Genomic DNA, 16,132 nt, shown 5'->3' on the forward strand with positions numbered 1-16,132 from the left:
AAAAGCTTGTTTATCTAAAAAACAGTCGTATTTTTGCACTGCAATTAAGCAATCACGGTCAAGTGATGGGGAGATACTCAAGCGGCCAACGAGGACGGACTGTAAATCCGTTGGGAAACCTTCGCAGGTTCGAATCCTGCTCTCCCCACTAAATATTAAAAAAGCTGTTATAAAGACAGCTTTTTTTATGCAGCAAAGAATCAAGAACAAAAGTTTTAAAGAATCAAGTGGATCAAGTCCAAAACCTGTGGATTTGACAAATTAGGCATATAAATTTGCAAGTCTAAAAAAAGATTGGACAATCTGAATAAGAAGAATTTCTGAAGGCTTTTATTTTTGCATTAAAAAGATTTCTCATTATATATTTATGTTTATAAGGAGTTCTTGAATTTTATTTCTGCCGAAGCATTAAATACTCCTATTATCTCGAAATAATTGAAGACTGATTGACAATTAGAATCTATAATAAAAAAGGATAGATAAAAACCCATCCTTCTATTTTTTTACAGCTAAAAACATTATTAATCATGCGTTTATTTTATTTAATCAACTTAGATTCTAAAAATTCTATCCGTTTTTGTTGTTCTATCATATAAAGTGTTAATTCTTCTATTTTTTGTAATAACAAATTGGTCATTTCCCCTATTTGAAGGCCTTTTTCTTGAATTTCTTTAGCAGATGGGATATTAGGTAAATGGTTGTTTTCTTTAGTATATTTTTCAATTTCTGCCAGAGTAGGCATTTTATAATCAGCTTTTAAAATAGATTTTCCGTTATAATATTTTTCAAAAACATAATCTGCAGGTATTTTTTGATCAATACGTACCTCTTGTGCATGAATACTCCCTTTTACCGCAAGCATTTCATCTGGATTATTGGTACCAATTCCTATCTTTTTAAAAATTGCTGTCCCATTAACATCTAATTTTGCTGTAGGAATATTTGTTCCAATACCAATATTTCCATCAGAAGTTACTCGCATTCTTTCCTGATTAAATAAAGTATGAAATATTAAGTTCCCATCATTTCCATGAGTATACATTTCTACATCATTAGAAGTTCTTTTTAAACCATGAGAACTATTTCCTAAAAATAAACTTCCCCCTGTTCCATTTTCATTTCCAGACATAATCCCTCCTATAACCTGTAATCTTTCAGTAGGAGAATTGGTACCAATTCCTATTTTTTTATTAGGTAAAAAGGTCATATACGTATTATCCCAATCTTTACCTATAAAAGTATACGACAAGTCTAAATTTCCATTTAAAACATTTCCATACGAACCAAATGCCATTGATATAGGTTTTCCATATTCACCAATCCAAAATGCCCTAGCCCATCCTCCTGTATAATTTTTAGCATACGTATCTACATCTAAGACAACTCCATATACAGGGTCTTCTAGTCCTATCTTAACATTATTAATAGTTTGTTGTCCTCTTATATTTTCAAATCCTGACAACAAAATGCCCACTATTAAAATCTTAAATCCTTTCATTTTATTTTTTACAATTTAATTATGCAACCGTTATTGTTTATAATTATTAAAATCTTTATACTCTTTATTTATATTGATTAAGCCATAAAAATCATATTGAATAAATTCACTTAGTTTTAAACCATTCAAGTACAGTGCTTGTTAGAATTATTAAACCATATTCTCTAACATTCTTTTATCATCATTTTTTATTTTATCATCTACATTATTTCTTATAGAATTTTACAACTACAAAAACCATAAAAGTTAATCTCCTAATTCTATTGATTTTAAATTAGCTTTTTCAATAGCTTTACTGATAATGCTACTCAAACTATTTTTATTAAAAATTAGAATAGCTTGTTCTGTAGTTCCTCCTTTTGAAGCTACTTTTTTAATTAATTCATCATTAGACAATCCAAGAGATGCTTTTAGACTTACTGCTCCTAAAAAAGTTTGATGCACTAACAATTCTGCCTCTGCATCAGAAAAACCTAATTCTTTTGCCGCTTGTATCATAGCATTCATAAAATAAAAAACATAAGCGGGTCCGCTACCTGACACGGCTGTTGCTGGATTTAACATTCCTTCATTTTCTACATAAATAGATTTTCCTGTAGTATTGATTAAATTTTGAATGATAAATAACTCTTTTCTATCTATTGTATCTGATGCTGAAAATACAGTCATCCCCTGCCCTATCTGAGTTCCTAAATTAGGCATAGAACGAACAATCTTGTTTACTTGTAATAAATTAGCTATTTTTTGAATTGAAACACCTGCCATTACAGATAGGACAATTATTTCTTTATTTAACTTATCACGTAAAACCTTTGCTACTTTCTCAAATTCTTGTGGTTTTACAGCTAATATAAGAATATCTATTTCTTCAGTAAAAGGAAAATGATCTGTAGAAAAATTATTTAAAGGAATTAAAAAACAATCTTCTCTTTTTGGCAATGTACGTGTATAAACAAAAATGTCTTCTTTTCTTATAAAATGAGATTTAACAAAACTTCCTGCAAAAGTTTTCCCTAAATTCCCATAGCCTACTATTGCTATTTTCATTTTTATTATTTTTAAAATGGATATCTAAAAAGCAGTTACTTAACATTTAATTTATCTCTTCGACGACAGAAAAATCACGTTATGCAACTTGCTTCATTCATTTAATTCATTCGAGCTTCTCTTTTATTTAAATAAAAAATTTGTTAACTTTTAGGATATTTTATTTAAAAAATATCCAAACTTCCTTTTCCTTCTCGAATGATTTCGGGTTCTGAACCTGATAAATCTATTACAGTAGAAGCATAATTATCTCCATAACCACCATCAATAACTAAATCAACAATATTTTGCCATTTTTCAAAAATTAATTCAGGATCTGTCGTATATTCAATAATTTCATCTTCGTCATGAATTGATGTAGAAACAATGGGATTTCCTAATTGTTTTACAATTTCAATAGCTATTGTATTATCAGGTACCCGAATACCAACTGTAGTTCTTTTTTTAAATTCTTTTGGCAAATTATTGTTTCCAGGTAAAATAAAAGTATAAGGACCTGGTAAAGCTCTTTTTAAAATTTTAAAGGTAGTGGTATCTATTTGTTTGATATAATCAGATATATGACTTAAATCACTACAAACGAATGAAAAATTTGCTTTTTCAAGTTTAATTCCTTTTATTTTAGCTATTCGTTCTAGAGCTTTGGTATTAGTTATATCACATCCTAAACCATAAACAGTATCTGTAGGATAAATAATAAGTCCTCCTTCTCGTAGTACCTTAATAACTTTTGCTATTTCTTTTTCATTTGGATTTTGAGGATAAATTTTTAGAAATTGAGCCATATCGTTTTTATTAGCATTGTCAATTTAGTAAACTTATAAAATATAAGTTAGTCTAAATTTACTTTTTTTAGTTTCTATAAAAAAATAGAATATTAATTTGTTTAAATTTTTATTTTAAAAAAAGGCTTTCCTAAAGCTTCTTTTATCTAAGAATCGTTTATAGAAAATGATTTCCCATGGGTATTATAAATATTTCAGCAGTAAAAAGGTTGTCTTAAAATGTTCAGGACAACCTCTTTATTAATTATGAATTTATACTATTCTTCTTTTTGCCCCATCATCATCAAGTAAGCTTTTAAAAACGAATCTAAATTACCGTTCATAACACCTTCTACATCACTGGTTTCATATTGTGTTCGAACGTCTTTAATTAATTTATAAGGGTGCATAACATAATTTCTGATTTGTGACCCCCATTCAATTTTCATTTTACTGGCTTCAATATCTGCTCTTTGTTCAAGACGTTTTTTTAATTCAATTTCATATAATTGTGATCGTAACATTTGCATAGCTCTTTCACGGTTATCATGTTGTGAACGAGTTTCAGAGCATTGAATTTGAATACCCGTAGGTTTATGCAATAATTGAACTTTTGTTTCTACTTTATTTACATTTTGTCCTCCTGCACCACTTGAACGTGCGGTAGTAATTTCAATATCTGAAGGACTTATTTCAATTTCAATAGTGTCATCTACGAGAGGATATACATAAACTGACGCAAAAGAGGTATGCCGTTTCGCATTACTATCAAATGGAGAGATACGAACCAAACGATGAACACCATTTTCACCTTTGAGGTATCCAAATGCAAACTCTCCTTCAAATTCTAAAGTAACCGTCTTAATTCCTGCTACATCACCTTCCTGAAAATTCAATTCTTTTACTTTGTATCCGTTTTTTTCTCCCCACATTAAGTACATACGCATAAGCATACTAGCCCAATCACAACTTTCTGTTCCTCCAGCTCCAGCTGTAATTTGTAATACAGCACTCATTATATCTCCTTCGTCAGAAAGCATATTACGAAATTCTATATGCTCTATGTGTTCTATAGTTTGAAAGTAAAGATCATCTAATTCTTCTTCTGTAAATTCACCTTCTTTATAAAAGTCAAATGCTATTTGAAGTTCATCTGTAAAATCAACAGCTTTATTATAATCTTCAACCCATTTCTTTTTAGAACGCAAATTTCTTACAATGGCTTCTGCTTCTTTGGCATTGTTCCAAAAATCTGGTGCAAATGTTTTTTCTTCTTCATTTGTAATCTCAATCATTTTAGCATCTATGTCAAAGATACCTCCTCAACGCACCTAGGCGTTCTATAATACCTTTAATTTGATCGGCATTTGTCATAATAAATTTCTATTTTTGGAGTTTTAAAAAAAAATTAAAATACTATTTTTGTATTTACTTGGAACATTATCTGTAAACATACAGAGTCATTTCCTCAACAAAAGTACCAATCCTTTTATAATTATGGAAATAAATTTGGTAAGTGATACCGTTACAAAACCTACACAAGAAATGTTACATGCTATGTATAATGCGAAAGTAGGTGATGATGTATACAAACAAGATCCAACAGTTAATGCTCTTGAAAGTAAGGTTGCTAATTTATTTGGAATGGAAACGGCTTTATTTTTCCCTTCTGGAACCATGGCTAATCAAACCGCAATTAAATTAAACACACAACCAGGAGACGAAATTATTTGTGATCGTTGGTCTCATATTTATTTATATGAAGGAGGAGGAACTGCTTTTAACAGTGGTTGTTCTCTAAACTTGGTTGAAGGATGTAGAGGAATGATAAATGCAGATCAAGTACGAAAAGCCATTAATGATCCTGAGTTTTATCATGCTCCAAAAACCAGTCTTGTAAGTATAGAAAATACAACTAATAAAGGAGGTGGTGCTTGTTATGACATTCAAACGTTAAAAGAAATAAAACAAGTTTGTATTCAAAATAATCTTAAATATCATTTAGATGGCGCTCGTATTTGGAATGCTTTAGTCGCTAAAGAACAATCACCTAGGCAATTTGGAGAATTGTTTGATACAATATCCGTATGTCTTTCAAAAGGTCTAGGAGCTCCTATAGGATCTTTATTAATTTCAGACGAAAAAACAATTCAAAGAGCATTTCGCATTCGTAAAATACTGGGTGGTGGTATGCGTCAATCAGGTTATCTAGCCGCTGCTGGTATTTATGCCTTAGATAATCATCTTGAACGATTAAAAATAGATCATAAAAGAGCACAAGAGCTGGCCTTAATGTTAAAACAATTACCTTGGGTAGCTTCTGTGGAACCTGTAGAAACAAATATTGTTATTTTCTCTATACAATCTTACTTAGACGAAAGAATGATCCTTGAAAAACTAAAAAGCAGAGCCATACATATAAGCTCAATGGGACAAGGAAAATTAAGAATGGTAACTCATTTGGATTATCGTCAAGTCATGCATGAGTATGTTTTAGATATACTTCCAAAAGTTGCTATGTAATTTTCTTAAAAAGATTTATAAACTTAGGTACTTAAGATTCGTTTTATTAGATTATTAAACAAATTTTCAATTTTACTATAGAATAATATTGATATAAAATTTATAAGTATAAAAACCGTCCAATAATTAAAGTATTTATGAAAAAAATCATAAAAGAGGCCTAAATGAATCAAATAAAAGGCATAGGAACTCTTTCCTAAAATTTGTACTATTTGAGTTGAAAGAAAGTTTCTAATAATAGTTTTTTCTTTTATTAAACCTATAAAAAGTGGTGTAAAGGCAAATAATGGGAAAAAAATAGTATTTATAATTTTACCAAGTAAAAGATCATTACCATACAATCCCTCTCCCGGTTTTAAATATACTAATCCCAAAAGGCCAATAGAAGTAAATAGAATTCCAATATAAGTTATATTAATCGTAAAAGAAACTTTATCATTCTTTTTTAAAAATAAGGCTAGATATATTCCCGAAAAAAATTCGAAAGATCGACCAAAAAAAGTAAAATCCAACATAAAGTTTATATCATTTCTATAAAATATTAGTCCTAAGATCATAAAAATAATAGGTAAAAAATAAATAGAAAATCCTTTTTTCTTAATAAAGATAAAAAAGAAAGGTGCTAATAAATAATTCAAGTTGCTAGTTAATTGATTTATTTAATTGCAAGCCAAAGACAAATAATGTAAGTTTTATTAGAAAACCTTCTAAAGTTATTGCATGTATAGTTCTTGGAAACATTTTTTTAATATCGCTTATTGTTGTTTCTACCCTTTTTCTCATTTTTAGTTTTTCATTTTTTTGTTCTAAAGTATCCATTCTTTTAGCATTTGATTTACGCTGAATTTTTAATGAAATACATCTTCTCTTATATACAGCATCCTCTAAACTATAATCAGTATAAGCACTATCTCCATATATTGAAGCCTCTACTGGTAATTTATCAATCATTTTTCCTAGTGCTTTTGCATCTGCTGTTTTTCCTGGTGTAAAATGAAAAGCTATTGGGATTCCATTTTTTGTGGTAGGTAATTGTACTTTAACTCCATAAAAATAATTTCGCATACTTGCTGTGTAACCTCGCCATTTTTCTTCTTTGAGGATTTTGCAGTTCGAAATCCTCATATTATTGCAAACAGCAACTGGAAATGAATCTATGATATACTGCATCTCACAGCATAAATCTTTAAAATATGAACTTATTATTTCAAATAACTCATAAAGCAAACTTCCAATCTTATGTAATCTTCTATTAAATCTACTCTTGTCAAGCATCTTTGGTATAAATCCATATTGTTTCATAAACTTTATAGCTGAACTATGATTTCCATAAAAGCTTGTTGATGACACAATCGCAGTTAAAATAATTTCACTATCGCTAACCTGTCTTCTTATATCTTCTGGATGTTCGATTCCTTTTAAAATATCATCAATTAAACAAAAAATTGATATAATTTTGTCTTTGCAAAGCATTGGTGTTGTTTTTTTGGTTCACAAAACAAAATTACTTAACCTTTGCTTTGTTTTTTATAAATATCAACTAGCAACTTGAATTAAATAAAAAAATTCCTCTACTGTTAACGACCAAGTCTGAGCAATTCCTGTAAATTTTAAATTATTAAAAAAACCCTTTATAAAGGTTATATTCAGCAAATATAATTTTATATTAAATGTATTCGTTTTATAGTAGATGTATAAAAAAGTAAACGTAGTTAAAATAAAAAAACTTGGATAAATTCTTGCGAATCTATTAATAAAATAAATTTTCCAATTTATTTTTTGATCATAATATCTATCTGCAATTAAAAATCCACTTAGAAAAAAAAATAATGTAACACCAATGTGCATTTCAGTAAAACAATCGTATAAAAAAGGGAATGATGTTCTTGTTGAAACAGGATTAAAATGATGAAAAAAAACCATACTGGCAGCTATAAAGCGTATTCCAGTTAAACTAGGATAATACTCTTTCATTTAGTTAGTCTTATTTGTTTTTATTTTAGTCAAAAAGAGTATCCCAAAAAAATCAACCCATTCATTTACAAAAGAGTATAAATTAGACAACAAAATAGTTGAAACAAATTACACAATACTAAAATATTCTACCATTATCGAAATAATAAACTAGACGTTGAATTGGTACTTTTTGGGACACTCTTCCCTTTTTATTTTAAATAACTCTTTATTAGCGTGAGTAATTAGGAGCTTCTTTTGTAATGGTTACATTATGGGGATGACTTTCACTTATACCACTTGAAGTAATTCGGACAAATCTTCCTTTTTCTTGTAATTCTTCTATAGTAGCTGCACCACAATATCCCATTCCTGCACGTAATCCTCCTATAAATTGAAGCATACTTTCATTTAGTTCTCCTTTATAAGGTACTCTCCCTACAATTCCTTCTGGAACTAATTTTTTTACGTCGTCTTCAACATCTTGAAAATAACGATCTTTAGAGCCTTCTTTCATAGCTTCTACTGATCCCATACCTCTATAAGATTTGAATTTTCTACCTTCAAAAATAATAGTTTCTCCAGGAGATTCTTTGGTACCTGCCAATAAAGATCCCAACATAACTGTAGAAGCTCCTGCTGCTATTGCTTTAGGAATATCTCCTGTATAACGAACTCCTCCATCCGCTATAACAGGAATCCCAGTTCCTTTTAGTGCAGCTGCCACTTCTAGAACAGCAGAAAATTGAGGAAAACCGACACCTGCTACTACTCTAGTGGTACAAATAGAACCTGGTCCAATACCTACTTTAACGGCATCAGCTCCATTCTCAACTAAATACAATGCTGCTTCTGGTGTTGCAATATTTCCAACTACTACATCAAGTTCTGGAAATTTATTTTTTACTTGTTTTAAGACTTCTACAACTCCTTTTGTATGACCATGTGCTGTATCTATAATAACGGCATCAACACCCGCATTTACTAAGGCTTCTGCTCTTTCTACAGCATCTACTGTAACACCTAAAGCTGCAGCTACTCGTAAACGTCCGTACTTGTCTTTATTAGCATTTGGTTTTTGAGTAAGTTTTGTAATATCTCTGAAAGTGATTAGACCTACTAATTTATTTTCAGCATTTACAACTGGTAATTTTTCTATTTTATTACCTTGTAAGATTTCTTCTGCTTTTTCTAAGGTTGTTCCTTCTGGAGCTGTAACCAAATTAGTTGAAGTCATCACTTCTACGATACTTCTTTGGTTATTCTTTTCAAAACGTAAATCTCTATTTGTAACAATTCCTTCTAGCTTTCCATTTTGATCTACTATTGGAATCCCTCCTATGCCATATTCTCTCATAGCATTTTTAGCATCTCCTACATTTGCTGTAAGGTTTAATATTACAGGATCAAGAATCATTCCGCTTTCTGCTCTTTTTACTTTACGAACTTCTGCTGCTTGTTGCTGAATTGACATGTTTTTATGCAAAACTCCTATTCCTCCTTCTCGCGCCATAGCTATAGCCATTGCACTTTCCGTAACGGTATCCATTGCAGCGGAAACAACTGGTAGGTTTAGGCTAATGTTTCTAGTAAATTTTGTTTGAATACTTACTTCTCTAGGAAGTACTTGTGAGTAGTTAGGAATAAGCAATACATCATCGTAAGTTAGTCCTTCACCGATAATTTTAGTTGTGTGTGCGTTCATTGCAATTTACGATTAAATTGCGAACAAATATAAGAATTTAAGTGTAACTTTTATCAATTATTTTTTTTCCTCTAAACAGTAAGAAAATATTTCTAAAATTATTACAAAAAAAGAAGTATGGATATGTAAAATAACCGCCTAGCATTCAACTTATTCTTTTATCATCTTCAAGACCAGAAGATTGTAAAATTTCAAGATGAACTTCCATTAAAATATTTTCAAAGTAAAAAAAGAGGATGTCTAAAAAAAATAATCTATAATTCGTTTATTCATTCGATTTTAATAAGAGTATACTTTTTTTTCGAATAAAATAAAGTTAAATAACAAGATTCTTAATTTTTAGAGAACATCCTCTTTAGGTTAATCAACTTAATAATTTAAGAACTTAAATTATTAAGCTTTTTTTTCTGCTTTTTTCGTGCAACATGCTTTTTTATCAGTACATGCTTTTTTATCTCCTTTAGAACAAGTTTTTTCCATTTTTTCTTTCTTGTCTTTTTTCTCTTCTTTTACTTCTTGTGCAAATACGCTAGAAGAAAATACAAATGCTACTAATGCTACTGATGAAATTAGTTTTTTCATAATAAAAATTTTAAAAGTTATTTTTTTTGTTTTAAATAAATTTACCTGCTAAAACTCTTAATTAAAATATTACATAAATTTAGTTTTAAAGCCTAGAGGTAATATAACAAGTTTCCGATGTCCTACTTATAATAGTAGTAATAGTAACTTGCTACAAGATCAAATATACTATCTAAAATAGTAGAAAAATGCTTCTTTAACATAACTTTATAAGATTTTATCTTTTATCATTTTTATAATTTCATTTTTTTGAAGTAATCCTGATTGACGGCATATAGGTTGTCCTCTTTGAAAGAGTATTAGAGTTGGAACTCCTCTTATTTGATATTTTCTTGCTAATTCTTGGTTTTTATCTACGTCTATTTTTATTATATCAATTTCATTTCCTAATATTTCTTTTACTTCTTTTAAAATGGGAGCTAACATTTGGCAAGGGCCACACCAAGTAGCAAAAAAGTCAATTAATACAGGTTTATCTTTATTAATAATATTTAAAAATGAATCATTCATCTTTTTTATCTTCTAATTGAATTTGACAAGTGTTTGAGGTACATCCCAAATTAAAAACTGCTTGAAATAAAAAGAATATTGCAAATCCTAAAAAAATCCACTGATGAGTTTCGAATGCTTGGAATATTAAAAAAACTCCTAATGCTAAACGAAAAAAACGGATTATATTCCAATTTAAAAAAAATCGTTTCATATCTAAATTTAGTAGGTTTTACTCTTACAGACAAAATCAGTTCTTGGAAGATCAGTTTTGGAAATAGCTGTGAAACCTCCTTCTATTTCTGTAAAATTTCGATAGCCTCGGGCTTGTAGTATTGATGCTGCAATCATACTACGATAGCCTCCTGCACAATGTATATAAAAATGTTCATTAGGATTAATACTACTTATCCAATCATTAATATAAGCAAGTGGTTTGTTGTAAGAGTCTTCTAGATGTTCTGCTTGGTATTCGTTTTCTTTACGAACATCAATGATTTTATCTGTTTTAAGATTTACTTTTTGAGCAAATTCTTCTGCTTTTATTCTATTAATCTGGTCTGTTTCTTTTTCTGATTCTTTCCACGCATTAATTCCTCCTTTTAAATACCCTAAAAGATTATCAAAACCTACTCTACTAAGTCTTATTATTGTTTCTTCTTCTTTTCCTTCTTCACAAACTATAAGAATAGGTTGATTTACATCTGCAATAAGTGTGCCTACCCAAGGAGCAAAATCTCCTGTTATACTTATATTAATGGACTGAGGTATATGACCTAAACAAAATATGGAAGGAGGTCTTGTATCTAGAACAATTGCTGCTTTTCTATCTGCTAAATCGTTAAATTCTTGGGCAGACAAAGATCTCAAACCATTATTTAGTACTTTTTCAAATGCTGTATATCCTTTCTTATTCATTGCTACATTCATTCCAAAATATGCAGGAGGAGGAGTTAATCCATCTAAAACCTCAGCAACAAATTCAGACTCTTTCATATCAAAACGAAGAGCGTAATTATTATGTTTTTGTTGTCCTATTGTAGAAATAGTTTCTTTACTCATATTTTTACCACAGGCACTACCAGCTCCATGGGCTGGATATACTATTACATCATCAGCAAGTGGCATAATTTTACTTCTTAATGAATGAAATAATGTTGCTGCTAATTTTTCTTGTGTCATATTAGCTGCTTTTTGTGCTAAATCAGGTCGTCCCACATCTCCAATAAAGAGAGTATCTCCTGAAAAAATAGCATGATCTTTTCCATTTTCATCTATTAATAAATAAGTTGTACTCTCCATAGTATGACCTGGGGTATGTAAAACCTTAATAGTAATATTACCTACTAAAAATGTTTGTTCATCTTGCGCGATGATTGCGTCAAACTCTGGTTTCGCAGTGGGACCATATATTATAGGCGCTCCTGTAGCTTTACTCAAATCTAAATGTCCTGAAACGAAATCAGCATGAAAATGAGTTTCAAAAATATATTTTAAAACAACATTATCTCTTTTAAGACGATCTAAATAGGGTTGTACTTCTCTCAAAGGATCCACAATTAAGGCTTCACCATTTGAAGTAATATAATAGGCACCTTGGGCTAGGCAACCTGTATAAATTTGTTCTATCTGCATTATTATCAATTTGGTTTACAAAAGTACTATTTATTTTTATAACAAATAGTGATAATAGTTACAAACCTTTCCCTTATATATATTAGTTAAAGCATACATGTTTGAGTATAATAATCAGATAATGTAATTTTTGTATTTTTTATTCCGTTAAAACCATCTTCAATTTCTATAAAATTTGTAATTCCTATTTTATATAGTATAGAGGCTGCGATCATGCTACGGTATCCTCCTACACAATGTATAAAAAACGTATTATTTCGTGGAATTTTATCTAATTTTATTTCTAATTGATGTAGTGGAATATTTATACTATTTATTATGTGTTGAGAATTATATTCATTTATCTTACGGACATCTATTATATATGAATTTTTATTTAGGATTGTACTTAACTCAATTGCTTTTATCCTTTGAATCGTATGAAATGGTTTATTACAACTCACCCATCTTTTAAATCCATCTTTTAAATAACCAATCGTTTGATCAAAACCTATTCTAGATAAGCGAATGATTGCTTCTAAAGATTGTTCTTTATTCTCTGTTATTAGTAGTATTTTTTGTTCTATATTAGGTATTAGCTCTCCTACCCATTGTGCAAAATTTCCATTTAATCCAATATTAATACTGTTAGGAATGAATCCTTTCGCGAATTGATCAGAATTTCGAACATCTAATAGTAGAATTGTAGGATCTTCTTCTATATATTTTTCGAATTGTATTATATCTATTTCTTTATGACTTCTGTCTATTACTGAGTATAAACTTTCGTATCCTTTTATATTTAGTAATACATTTTTAGGAAAATAAGGCGGTGGTGGCATTAACCCATCTAAAACGGTTTGTACAAACGTTTCTTCTGTTAAATTAGGATTTAAGGCGTAATTTACTTTTTTTTGATTACCTAATGTATCTGTGGTTTCTTTACTCATATTTTTTCCACAAGCACTACCTGCCCCGTGATTAGGATATACAATTAAATGATCAGGAAGAGGAAGAATTTTATTTCGTAATGAATAATATAATAGACGAGCCAGTTTATCTTGTGTTAACTCTGTCATAACATGTTGAGCTAAATCAGGTCTTCCTACATCTCCAATAAAAAGAGTATCTCCTGTTAAAATTCCTTTTTCTAACTGATTTTCATCTATTAACAACAAACAAGAACTTTCTAAAGTATGTCCTGGTGTGTGAATTAGTTTAATTGATGATTTACCAAATAAAAACATCTCATTATCAAATGCTATGTGGCATGGGTATCCTGTTTTTGTGGTGGTAGGACCAATTACTATAGTTGCACCTGTAGCACGAGCTAATTCTAAATGTCCAGAAACGAAATCAGCATGAAAATGAGTTTCAAAAATATATTTCAAAACAACTTTATCTTTTTCTAAACGATCTAAATAGGGTTGTATATCTCTTAAGGGGTCTATGATAACGGCTTCACCTTCTGAAACTATATAATAGCAAGCTTCAGCTAAACATTTGGTGTAGATTTGTTCTATTTTCATTGTGCTTCTATCAAAAAAGCAAAGGTAAAATACGATTTTAAAAAAAAGGCTGACAAAAGTCAGCTCTTAGAAATTGATTTCAATATGGCTTCGATATAGCTTAACTAAACCTCGTTGTTCCATTTTTTTTAACAAACGCGACACCACTTCTCTGGAAGTATTTAGTTCGGATGCTATTTCTTGGTGTGAGAGTTTTATGTCGTTACAATTACAAGCATCTCGATGTCTTTTTAAATAAAACTCTAAGCGTTCATCCATTGCTTTAAAAGCTATGTTATCTATCACCGTTAACACTTCTTCGAAGCGACTTCTGTAAGTTTCAATAACAAATTCATACCAAGAACGGTGTTTACTCATCCATTTTTCCATTAATGCAAGAGGAATCATAATAAGTTCTGCATCTTCAACCACTTTAGCCATTAAAGCACTCGTTTCTTCTTTAGTAGCACAAATCATAGAAATAGCACAGGCTTGTCCTGGCTGGAGATAGTACATAAAATATTCATTTCCTTCATCATCTTCACGGTATAATTTTATCTTCCCTTTTACAACTAAAACGGTATGTCGAATAAACTGACCTGAACGCATTATTGTTTCACCTGCTTTCATATTCTGTATATACGCGTTTTCTTCTATTTCTTCTATTAACTGAGGATTAAAATTGGGAAAATTTAGCTTGATTATATCTTTCATAAAAAATTAAAAAAACACAATACAAATATAGGTTACTTATCTCATCTTTTAAATTTAAAAATTCATTAAAATTTACTACTTTGTGCAAGTAACCTTAATAAACTAATAATGAACACAACAGAATTAAGAGAATCTATTTTTAGGCATTTAGATGGTATTGTAATTTTACCTATAGCGGCTCTATTAAAAGAAAAAAATATAACAAATTATATCATTGAAAAAAAAGACATTACATTAAATCAATTAAAGGAAGATTTTAATTTAAATGAAGGCTATTTAAATGTTGGGTTAAGAGCTTTAGCTTCACAAGGTTTTATAGATTATTTTGTGGATAACGTTCAAAATGAAGTATATATTAAAACAAATAATGCAACAGAGTTAGCTTTTTCTTTCTTTTATTTATACGAAGATATAGCTCATACATTATTTTTAACTGATGTTTTCACTTCCAATAGTATTAACGAGCATACTATTTCTATATTAGCCCCTTTATTTGAAAAGTTTCAAAAAATAGACATTCATTCTCTTGATCTAAATTCTGAAGCAGGTAAAATACAATATCAGATTATAAAACATTTAGAAGGATTTTTAGTAGGTCCTTTAATTGTAAATCTAGGCATGACAGGTATGTTTCACAAATATTTTATGGAAACTTCATTTAGTGCTGATGAATTTCACAAAGAACCCGAAGCGTTCAATATTATGCTTGATTTCTTCACTTCATTAGGATGGTTCATAGAACGAAAAGGAAAATATCAATTTACTGAATCAGGTCTTTTTTATGCTAAAAGAGCCTCTGCCTATGGAGTAACTGTTTCTTATCTACCTATGTTAAAGAATATTGAAATGTTATTATTTGGGAATCCTAACAAATTACGAGATATTGCTATTAACGATGCTGAAATACATGTAAATAGAGAAATGAATGTTTGGGGTAGCGGAGGTGCACATAGCACGTATTTTAAAGTAATTGATGAAATTATAATAGAACTTTTTAATCGTCCTATTTCTGAACAACCTAAAGGCATTTTAGATATGGGATGCGGTAACGGTGCTTTTTTACAGCACATTTTTAATGTTATAGAAAGACAAACAATGCGTGGTAAAATATTAGAAGAATATCCTCTTTTCTTAGTAGGAGCTGATTATAATCAAATTGCTTTAAAGGTTACTAGGGCAAATCTAATTAAGGCTGATATTTGGGCTAAAGTAATTTGGGGAGATATTGGCAATCCTGACCTATTAGCAGAAGATTTAAAAGAAAATTACAATATTGAGTTAAATGAACTATTAAACGTTCGTACATTCTTAGATCATAATAGAATTTGGAATGATCCTAAAAAAGATTACGACATAATCAGCACTTCATCAGGAGCTTTTTCTTATAGAGGAAGACAATTATCAAATAACCTTGTAGAAGCAAATCTTTATGAACATCTTGATAAATGGGCTCAATACGTTCAAAAATTCGGATTATTACTAATTGAACTTCATACTGTAAACCCAAATATTGTTTCTAAAAATATAGGAAAAACACCAGCAACTGCTTATGATGTAACACATGGATTATCTGATCAATATATACTAGAAATTGAAGAATTTATTAAAATAGCTCAAAAAGTAGGGTTGTATTCTGATAAACGTTTTACACAACGTTTTCCCGATACAGATTATGCTACAGTAAGTATTCATTTATTAAAGGGTAAATAATTATTTCAAACCTAGACATCATAAC

16 protein-coding genes and 1 tRNA gene are annotated in these 16,132 nt (G+C 29.6%); 3 read left to right on the forward strand and 14 right to left on the reverse strand.

Annotated elements, in window-relative coordinates; translation table 11 throughout:
- The first annotated feature begins 67 nt into the window (after positions 1–67).
- A tRNA-Tyr gene (locus AWN65_RS06455) sits at positions 68–148 on the forward strand.
- Between the two features lie 390 nt (positions 149–538).
- Here AWN65_RS06455 and AWN65_RS06460 read toward each other — a convergent pair.
- From AWN65_RS06460 to prfB, 4 genes are all read right to left on the reverse strand, one after another.
- Entirely contained in the window at positions 539–1,498 is a 960-nt protein-coding gene (locus tag AWN65_RS06460) for a hypothetical protein (protein WP_060382417.1), read from the reverse strand.
- A 246-nt stretch (positions 1,499–1,744) separates the two neighbouring features.
- Positions 1,745–2,545 carry a pyrroline-5-carboxylate reductase gene (gene proC, locus AWN65_RS06465; RefSeq protein ID WP_060382418.1) on the reverse strand — a complete coding sequence of 267 codons (801 nt, stop codon included), beginning with the start codon at positions 2,543–2,545 and terminating at the stop codon, positions 1,745–1,747.
- Between the two features lie 164 nt (positions 2,546–2,709).
- Positions 2,710–3,330 carry an L-threonylcarbamoyladenylate synthase gene (locus tag AWN65_RS06470; RefSeq protein WP_060382419.1) on the reverse strand — a complete coding sequence of 207 codons (621 nt, stop codon included), beginning with the start codon at positions 3,328–3,330 and terminating at the stop codon, positions 2,710–2,712.
- 257 nt (positions 3,331–3,587) lie between these two features.
- A protein-coding gene (prfB, locus tag AWN65_RS06475; RefSeq protein ID WP_123862016.1) for a peptide chain release factor 2 occupies positions 3,588–4,683 on the reverse strand; the annotation gives its coding sequence in 2 pieces (ribosomal slippage) (positions 3,588–4,619 and positions 4,621–4,683; 1,095 coding nt in all).
- 123 nt (positions 4,684–4,806) lie between these two features.
- Here prfB and AWN65_RS06480 point away from each other — a divergent pair.
- Positions 4,807–5,832, forward strand: a complete 1,026-nt coding sequence (locus AWN65_RS06480; protein ID WP_060382421.1) for a threonine aldolase family protein — start codon at positions 4,807–4,809, stop codon at positions 5,830–5,832.
- Positions 5,833–5,855: 23 nt separating this feature from the next.
- Here the strand turns inward: AWN65_RS06480 and AWN65_RS15430 are convergent, their stop codons facing one another.
- From AWN65_RS15430 to AWN65_RS06530, 10 genes are all read right to left on the reverse strand, one after another.
- On the reverse strand, positions 5,856–6,470 hold the full coding sequence (locus tag AWN65_RS15430) for an acyltransferase family protein (RefSeq protein ID WP_060382422.1): 615 nt from the start codon (positions 6,468–6,470) through the stop codon (positions 5,856–5,858).
- A gap of 4 nt (positions 6,471–6,474) precedes the next feature.
- Positions 6,475–7,305 carry an IS982 family transposase gene (locus AWN65_RS06490; RefSeq protein WP_060382423.1) on the reverse strand — a complete coding sequence of 277 codons (831 nt, stop codon included), beginning with the start codon at positions 7,303–7,305 and terminating at the stop codon, positions 6,475–6,477.
- Between the two features lie 63 nt (positions 7,306–7,368).
- On the reverse strand, positions 7,369–7,806 hold the full coding sequence (locus AWN65_RS06495; protein WP_060382424.1) for an acyltransferase family protein: 438 nt from the start codon (positions 7,804–7,806) through the stop codon (positions 7,369–7,371).
- A gap of 211 nt (positions 7,807–8,017) precedes the next feature.
- Positions 8,018–9,490 (reverse strand): IMP dehydrogenase, encoded by a 1,473-nt coding sequence (gene guaB / locus AWN65_RS06500; protein WP_060382425.1) that lies wholly within the window; start codon positions 9,488–9,490, stop codon positions 8,018–8,020.
- Positions 9,491–9,883: 393 nt separating this feature from the next.
- Positions 9,884–10,072 carry a hypothetical protein gene (locus AWN65_RS06505; RefSeq protein WP_060382426.1) on the reverse strand — a complete coding sequence of 63 codons (189 nt, stop codon included), beginning with the start codon at positions 10,070–10,072 and terminating at the stop codon, positions 9,884–9,886.
- Between the two features lie 207 nt (positions 10,073–10,279).
- Positions 10,280–10,582 carry a thioredoxin gene (trxA, locus tag AWN65_RS06510; protein ID WP_060382427.1) on the reverse strand — a complete coding sequence of 101 codons (303 nt, stop codon included), beginning with the start codon at positions 10,580–10,582 and terminating at the stop codon, positions 10,280–10,282.
- Positions 10,575–10,775 (reverse strand): hypothetical protein, encoded by a 201-nt coding sequence (locus AWN65_RS06515; protein ID WP_060382428.1) that lies wholly within the window; start codon positions 10,773–10,775, stop codon positions 10,575–10,577. The genes trxA and AWN65_RS06515 overlap by 8 nt, the downstream gene beginning before the upstream one ends.
- A gap of 8 nt (positions 10,776–10,783) precedes the next feature.
- Complete coding sequence (locus tag AWN65_RS06520; protein ID WP_060382429.1) at positions 10,784–12,196, reverse strand: MBL fold metallo-hydrolase; 1,413 nt, start codon at positions 12,194–12,196, stop codon at positions 10,784–10,786.
- A gap of 86 nt (positions 12,197–12,282) precedes the next feature.
- Positions 12,283–13,704, reverse strand: coding sequence for an MBL fold metallo-hydrolase (locus AWN65_RS06525; protein WP_060382430.1), 1,422 nt, complete (start codon positions 13,702–13,704; stop codon positions 12,283–12,285).
- A gap of 66 nt (positions 13,705–13,770) precedes the next feature.
- Entirely contained in the window at positions 13,771–14,397 is a 627-nt protein-coding gene (locus AWN65_RS06530) for a Crp/Fnr family transcriptional regulator (RefSeq protein WP_060382431.1), read from the reverse strand.
- Positions 14,398–14,505: 108 nt separating this feature from the next.
- Between AWN65_RS06530 and AWN65_RS06535 the strand changes: the two genes are divergently transcribed.
- Positions 14,506–16,107 carry a class I SAM-dependent methyltransferase gene (locus AWN65_RS06535; protein WP_060382432.1) on the forward strand — a complete coding sequence of 534 codons (1,602 nt, stop codon included), beginning with the start codon at positions 14,506–14,508 and terminating at the stop codon, positions 16,105–16,107.
- Positions 16,108–16,132: the final 25 nt, after the last annotated feature.

Source organism: Flavobacterium covae (assembly GCF_001534645.1).
Taxonomy (GTDB): domain Bacteria; phylum Bacteroidota; class Bacteroidia; order Flavobacteriales; family Flavobacteriaceae; genus Flavobacterium; species Flavobacterium covae.